The organism is Streptomyces sp. NPDC042259 (assembly GCF_055582085.1).
The window spans coordinates 320,706-327,149 of record NZ_JBVJDW010000009.1 but is presented as its reverse complement, the minus strand read 5'-3'; the positions used below and the strand labels follow the sequence as shown (position 1 = coordinate 327,149).

Below are 6,444 nucleotides of genomic sequence, written 5' to 3'. Positions count from 1 at the left end.
CTTCGGTATTTCGTGTTCCGACTCTATCAGATCCTTTTCCGTGCCGTTCCCGGCTCGAATTCGTTTCCGATCCCCGTCGAAAGGGGTTTCGCCTTGTTGCTTTCGCTTTCCGGCGATTCCGACTTTATCAGACTCGTTCCGGCCGAGCTAATCGGCCTTTCCGCTTCCAACAAGGAGTCGAAGATGCTCGGCGTGAATTCAATCCACAGTCCGAAGCGATTCAGATCTTAACGGTTGCGAGTGAACTTGTCCAGTTCGTTGCAACTGCTCAAATCTACCTCCCCCGTCATCCTGTGTCAACAGGTTTCCTGGGGTGAAGAGGACACTAGCAGGTCAGCGGGGCTCGACGCACATCCGCCGGCGCCGCGTCGGTCGTGGCGTGGCCTCAGGCGAACGAGGAGGGCGGGCTCTCCAGTTCCTCCAGCTCGATGCCCGGGGCCGACAGGACCACGTCGCCGGCGAGGTGGACCATGTGCTGCTCACCGGTGTCCAGGGCGCTGACCTGGTACTCGTCCACCTCCAGCGGGCCGGTGTCCGTGGCGTGTGCCGTCCTGCCGATCAGCGCCCACGACTGGTCGAGGGTGCGCGGGGCGAGGACGGGGGCGGTGAAGGCGACGAGTCGGACGCGAGTTGCTCCCCCGCCGGGAGACAGCCGGAGGAGACGGGAGACGGCCACGTAGAAGGCCGGGGAAGCACCGGTGAAGGTGTGGGCCGCGACGTTGCCCTCTGTCGCGTGCGCACCGGTCGGGTCCGTACGGACCCAGGTCACGCCGTCGAGCGCGGCACCGCGCACCTGCCAGCTCGCGGCATGGAGCTGGAGCCGGATCGGGCGGCCGAGTTCGTCGAGGGTGAGGTCGACGGAACCGGAGTGATCGCCGGAGGGGGCGGTGGTCTGGGAGACGTAGCGCCAGCCGGACGGGCCGGTGGCGCAGTGGAAGTGCTCCGCACCCAGGGGGGTGTGATCGTGCGGATCGTGGAGGGAGTAGCGGCCGCGGGGCATCGTTGGGTCCTTGACGGGGGAACGGGACAGGCCCCCGCCGGAGGGCGGGGGCCTAGGCCGTGATCTACCGGCTTGCGGCGCGGGTGCGCTCAGTAGCGGTAGTGGTCCGGCTTGTACGGGCCCTCGACCGGAACGCCGATGTAGGCGGCCTGCTCCGGGCGGAGCGTCGTGAGCTTGACGCCCAGGGCGTCGAGGTGGAGACGGGCGACCTTCTCGTCCAGGTGCTTCGGCAGCACGTAGACGTCGGTCGGGTAGGACTCCGGCTTCGTGAACAGCTCGATCTGGGCCAGGGTCTGGTCCGCGAACGAGTTCGACATCACGAAGGAGGGGTGCCCGGTCGCGTTGCCCAGGTTCAGCAGGCGGCCCTCGGAGAGCACGATGAGGACCTTGCCGTCGGAGAAGGTCCAGGTGTGGACCTGCGGCTTGACCTCGTCCTTGACGATGCCCGGGATCTTGGCCAGGCCGGCCATGTCGATCTCGTTGTCGAAGTGGCCGATGTTGCCCACGATGGCCTGGTGCTTCATCTTGGCCATGTCGGCGGCCATGATGATGTCCTTGTTGCCCGTCGTGGTGATGAAGATGTCGGCGGTCTCGACGACGTCGTCCAGGGTGGTGACCTGGTAGCCGTCCATCGCGGCCTGCAGCGCGTTGATGGGGTCGATCTCGGTGACGATGACCCGGGCGCCCTGGCCGCGCAGCGACTCGGCGCAGCCCTTGCCCACGTCGCCGTAGCCGCAGACGACCGCGACCTTGCCGCCGATGAGGACGTCGGTGGCGCGGTTGATGCCGTCGATCAGCGAGTGGCGGCAGCCGTACTTGTTGTCGAACTTCGACTTCGTGACGGCGTCGTTGACGTTGATCGCCGGGAAGAGCAGGTTGCCGTCGCGCTGCATCTCGTACAGGCGGTGGACGCCCGTCGTGGTCTCCTCGGTGACACCGCGGATCTCGGACGCCAGCTGCGTCCACTTCTGCGGGTTCTCGCCGAGGGTGCGGTTCAGCAGGGTGAGGATCTGTGCGTACTCCTCGCTGTCCGCGGTGGCCGGGTCCGGAGCGGCGCCGGCCTTCTCGAACTCGACTCCCTTGTGGACCAGGAGCGTGGCGTCACCGCCGTCGTCCAGGATCATGTTCGGGCCGCCCGTGGGGGTGTTCGGCCAGGTCAGCGCCTGCTCCGTGCACCACCAGTACTCCTCCAGGGTCTCGCCCTTCCAGGCGAAGACCGGGACGCCCTTGGGGTCCTCGGGGGTGCCGTCCGGGCCGACGGCGATGGCCGCGGCGGCGTGGTCCTGGGTGGAGAAGATGTTGCAGGACGCCCAGCGCACCTCGGCGCCCAGCGCGACCAGCGTCTCGATGAGCACGGCCGTCTGCACGGTCATGTGCAGCGAACCGGTGACACGGGCGCCCGCCAGCGGCTGCGCCTCCGCGTACTCCTTGCGGATCGCCATCAGACCGGGCATCTCGTGCTCGGCGAGGGTGATCTCCTTGCGACCGAAAGCTGCCAGCGACAGGTCCGCGACCTTGAAGTCCTGGCCGGTGGAGGTGGTGGTCATACGGGCTGCTCCTCCTGAGGGGCGAGCGAGGGTGGGTACGGCCGTGCACGCGGTCAGGCTGCTGGACATTGTGTACATACTCGTCCCCTGGCCGCAGCGCAGTCCGTCGGAGGCCCTCTCTCCCTCGGCCGGTCCGTCGTGCGGGCCGCCCGACCGCCATCAGCAGCGACGTCTGGCTCTGGTCACGAATCTACACCGGGCTACCCGGTGAACCCCAGCCCCGTTCGGCCCGAGCTGGGCGGAGGGACGGGTTCCGGCCCCTCAGCGGCCCAGCCGGGGCCGTGGTTCGAGGGGCCGGAATGCCCGACGTGTGCCCGCCGTGTGTCAGTGGTGGGCCGGGCCGCCGGGGGTGCTGGCGGGGTCCGGGCCCGCGGCGGCGGCGGCCGCGCTGTAGATGTCCGGCTCCAGGTAGATCACCCGGGCGATCGGGACGGCCTCGCGGATCCGTGCCTCGGCCGCGTCGATCGCCGCGGCGACCTGGGTGGCGGACGACTCGGCCGGTACCGCGATCTTGGCGGCGACCAGCAGCTCCTCCGGGCCCAGGTGGAGGGTGCGCATGTGGATGACCCGGGTCACGGACGCGCCGTCGACGGCCGCGGTGCGGATCTTCGCCACCTGGTCCGGTCCGGCCGCCTCGCCCAGCAGCAGCGACTTCGTCTCGGCGGCCAGGACCAGCGCGATCAGGACGAGCAGGGCGCCGATGCACAGCGTGCCGATGCCGTCCCAGACGCCGTCTCCGGTGGCCATGGTCAGCAGCACGCCGCCGAACGCGAGCACGAGGCCGACGAGCGCGCCGAAGTCCTCCAGCAGCACGACGGGCAGCTCGGGGGCCTTGGCCGTACGGATGAAGGAACCCCACGACTGCTTGCCGCGCAGCTCGTTCGACTCCTTGATGGCCGTGCGGAACGAGAAGCCCTCGGCGAGGATCGCGAAGGCGAGCACACCGACGGGCCAGTACCAGTTGTCCAGGTCGTGCGGGTGCTTGATCTTCTCGTAGCCCTCGTAGAGGGCGAAGACGCCACCGATGGTGAAGAGGACGATCGAGACGAGGAATCCGTAGATGTACCGCTCGCGGCCGTAGCCGAAGGGGTGTTCCTCGTTCGCCTGCTTCTGAGCCTTCTTGCCCCCGAGGAGGAGCAGGGCCTGGTTGCCCGAGTCGGCCACCGAGTGCACGCCTTCGGCGAGCATCGACGACGAGCCGCTGAACGCGAACGCGACGAACTTCGCCACGGCGATGGCCAGATTCGCGCCCAGCGCGGCGACGATGGCCTTGGTTCCGCCTGATGCACTCATGTGTGCCCTTTGTCCCTTCCGCCCCTGGAATTGCTTTGCTTTTCCTTTACGGCGGGTCATTGTCGCAGCCGTGGGACGGCGGCGCGCGTCAGGCCATCACTGTGGCGCGGAAGACGGTGGCCTCGCCGTGCAGTTCGATGCGCTCGTCGGCCCGTACGAAGGCGGACTGGCCCCGGTCGAGCAGCAGTTCACCGCCGTCGGCGTCCCGCAGGACGGCGGTGCCGTCGGTGCACAGCAGGATCTGCGCGGTGCCGGACGGCAGGACGGCCCCCGGCTCGGCGCAGGGCGCGAGGACGTACCGGGAGAGCCGGAACTCGTCGATCGGCGTCTCGTAGACCTCTTCGCCCGCCGCGTCGGCCTCGGGGCGCAGGATCGCGGGGTCACCGCTCTCGAAGCGGACGACGCGCAGCAGTTCGGGGACGTCGACGTGCTTGGGTGTCAGACCGCAGCGCAGCACGTTGTCCGAGTTGGCCATGATTTCGACCCCGAGACCGTCGAGGTAGGCGTGCGGGACACCGGCGCCGAGGTAGAGGGCTTCACCGGGCTGGAGGCGCACGTGGTTGAGGAGCATGGCGGCGATGACCCCGGGGTCGCCGGGGAAGTGCCGTGCCGCGGCGGCGTAGGCGGCATACGCCTCCCGGTGCGGGCCGTCTTCGGCGGCGAGCCGGGCCGTGGCCTCGGCGGCCCGGGTGACGGTCTCGGCCATGCCGGCGCGGTCGGCGGTCAGGACGGCGGTGAGCACCTCGCGCAGGGCGTCCGCCTCGGGGTGGGCGTGCAGCAGGTCGACGTACGGCTTGAGGGAGTCGACCTCGAGGGCGGCGAGCAGTTCGGCGGTGGCGGTGGGGGCCCGGAAGCCGCAGAAGCCGCTGAAGAGCGTGAGCGCGCAGATCAGCTCGGGCTTGTGGTTGGCGTCCTTGTAGTTGCGGTCCGGGGCGTCGAGGGGGACGCCGCGTGCCTCTTCGGCGGCGAAGCCGTCGCGGGCCTGGGCGAGGTCGGGGTGGACCTGCAGGGAGAGCGGGGCGGCGGCGGCGAGGACCTTGAGGAGGAACGGCAGGCGCGGCCCGAAGCGCCGCACGGCCGCGGCGCCCAGTTCGCCCTCGGGGTCGGCGGCGATCGTGTCGGAGAGCGCGCGGGGGCCGTCGCCCCGGTCGAGGCGGGAGGGTGCGCCGGGGTGTGCGCCCATCCACAGCTCGGCCTGGGGCTCACCGGTGGGCGGGGTGCCGAGCAGCTCGGGGATCGCGGTGGTGGAGCCCCAGGCGTAGGGGCGCGCGGTGTTGTCGAGGCGGTCCATGGGGCGGTTCCTGACTGTTCGTACGGCTGTGACCCGGCTGCGGGCGGGGGCGGGCCGCCGCGCCCACCACCTGGATCGTTTCTACGGGGTCTGGGGAACGCCGCTAGGGAGTGCAGGCGAGCGTCAGGTAGACGGCGGCGAAATCCGTGATGGCGAGGAGTTCGGCGGCGGTCTCCAGGGGGCTGCTGCCCTCGGCGGCCTCCAGTTCGCTGACGGGCGTCTCGCGTTGCAGGGCCAGCGCGCGGGCTGCGGGCGAGGGCGAGGTGACGTCTTCCTCGCGGTCGCGGAGGAGGAAGACCCGGGCATGCAGCTCCCGGGAGTCCTCGACCCGGTCGCGGAAGAAGTCCTCGGGGTCCGCGCCGGCGGCGAAGGCCCCGGCGAGCAGGGTGCCGTGCGTGGTCAGCGCCTCGGGCAGTTCGGCGGCGAGCGCGGGACGCCCGGCGAGCGCGGCGAGGACGGTGGCGAAGTGGCGGCCCACGGCGGCGGACAGCTCGCCCTCGGTCCAGATGAGCGGGAGGGTGTCCGCCAGCTCGGCCGCGAGGGTCTTCGCGGGGTTGCCGTAGGTGGCGGTGGCGGGGCCGCAGCGTTCGGCGATCGCGTCGAGGCGGTCCGCGAGCGCTTCCAGGGCGGTCGGCGGTACGTCGAGCAGGCCGATGCGCCCCATGAGGGCGAGCAGCGGGGTGAGCAGGGACCAGAGGGTGCCGGGGCCGATGGGCAGGGCGGGGGCGCCTTCCGCGCCTCCGTCACCGGCCACGGACTCGTAGGGGGCGGTGGCCAGCGGGACCGCCAGGCCGCGGGCCTGGACGGTGGCGTCGGCCAGCGGGGCGCCCACGGGTGTCACGCCGGCGATGGAGCAGCCGCGGCGGTAGGCCTGCTCGATGAGGAGGGCCAGGCCCGGCTCCGAACCGTCCGGGCTGGCGACGAGCAGCAGGTCGAGCGGCCCGGCCCAGCCGGGGAGCGTCCAGGTCAGGGCGCCCGGCGCGGGGGCGACGCCGACCGGGCGGATCAGGGCGACGGGGCAGCCGCCGCCCGCGAGCGCGGTGAGCAGGTCGGCGATGCCGTCGGCCGTGGGGCCGGGGCCGGCGACCAGGACGGCGCGCGGCCGCCCGTCCGGTTTCAGGGCGTCGACGCCGGCCTCGGTCGCGTTGCGCGCGGCCGTACGGACCCGGGCGCCGCACTCGGCGGCACCGCGGAGGAGACCGTGGGTGTCGGCGCGGGACAGAGCTTCCGGGTCATCGAGAAGGGACTCGTCGAACACCGTTGATCAGCCTCCGGTCGCCGTGGGACAAGCCATGCGGTGTGCCTGACGGGGT

6 protein-coding genes are annotated in these 6,444 nt (G+C 71.1%); 1 reads left to right on the top strand and 5 read right to left on the bottom strand.

The window, feature by feature from the left end:
* Positions 1-231: hypothetical protein (locus ACZ6MA_RS24320; protein WP_469436033.1), on the top strand; the 231-nt coding region annotated here is incomplete at its 5' end.
* Between the two features lie 154 nt (positions 232-385).
* Here ACZ6MA_RS24320 and ACZ6MA_RS24315 read toward each other — a convergent pair.
* The 5 genes from ACZ6MA_RS24315 to ACZ6MA_RS24295 form a co-directional block, all read right to left on the bottom strand.
* Positions 386-1,000, bottom strand: coding sequence for a hypothetical protein (locus tag ACZ6MA_RS24315; protein ID WP_469436032.1), 615 nt, complete (start codon positions 998-1,000; stop codon positions 386-388).
* Between the two features lie 89 nt (positions 1,001-1,089).
* Positions 1,090-2,547, bottom strand: a complete 1,458-nt coding sequence (gene ahcY / locus ACZ6MA_RS24310) for an adenosylhomocysteinase (RefSeq protein ID WP_469436031.1) — start codon at positions 2,545-2,547, stop codon at positions 1,090-1,092.
* Between the two features lie 324 nt (positions 2,548-2,871).
* Positions 2,872-3,840, bottom strand: coding sequence for a cation diffusion facilitator family transporter (locus tag ACZ6MA_RS24305; protein ID WP_469436030.1), 969 nt, complete (start codon positions 3,838-3,840; stop codon positions 2,872-2,874).
* 88 nt (positions 3,841-3,928) lie between these two features.
* Positions 3,929-5,131: a mannose-6-phosphate isomerase, class I gene (gene manA / locus ACZ6MA_RS24300; protein WP_469436029.1), complete on the bottom strand. Its 1,203-nt coding sequence runs from the start codon at positions 5,129-5,131 to the stop codon at positions 3,929-3,931.
* Positions 5,132-5,234: 103 nt separating this feature from the next.
* Positions 5,235-6,389 carry an SIS domain-containing protein gene (locus tag ACZ6MA_RS24295; protein ID WP_469436028.1) on the bottom strand — a complete coding sequence of 385 codons (1,155 nt, stop codon included), beginning with the start codon at positions 6,387-6,389 and terminating at the stop codon, positions 5,235-5,237.
* Between the last annotated feature and the right edge of the window lie 55 nt (positions 6,390-6,444).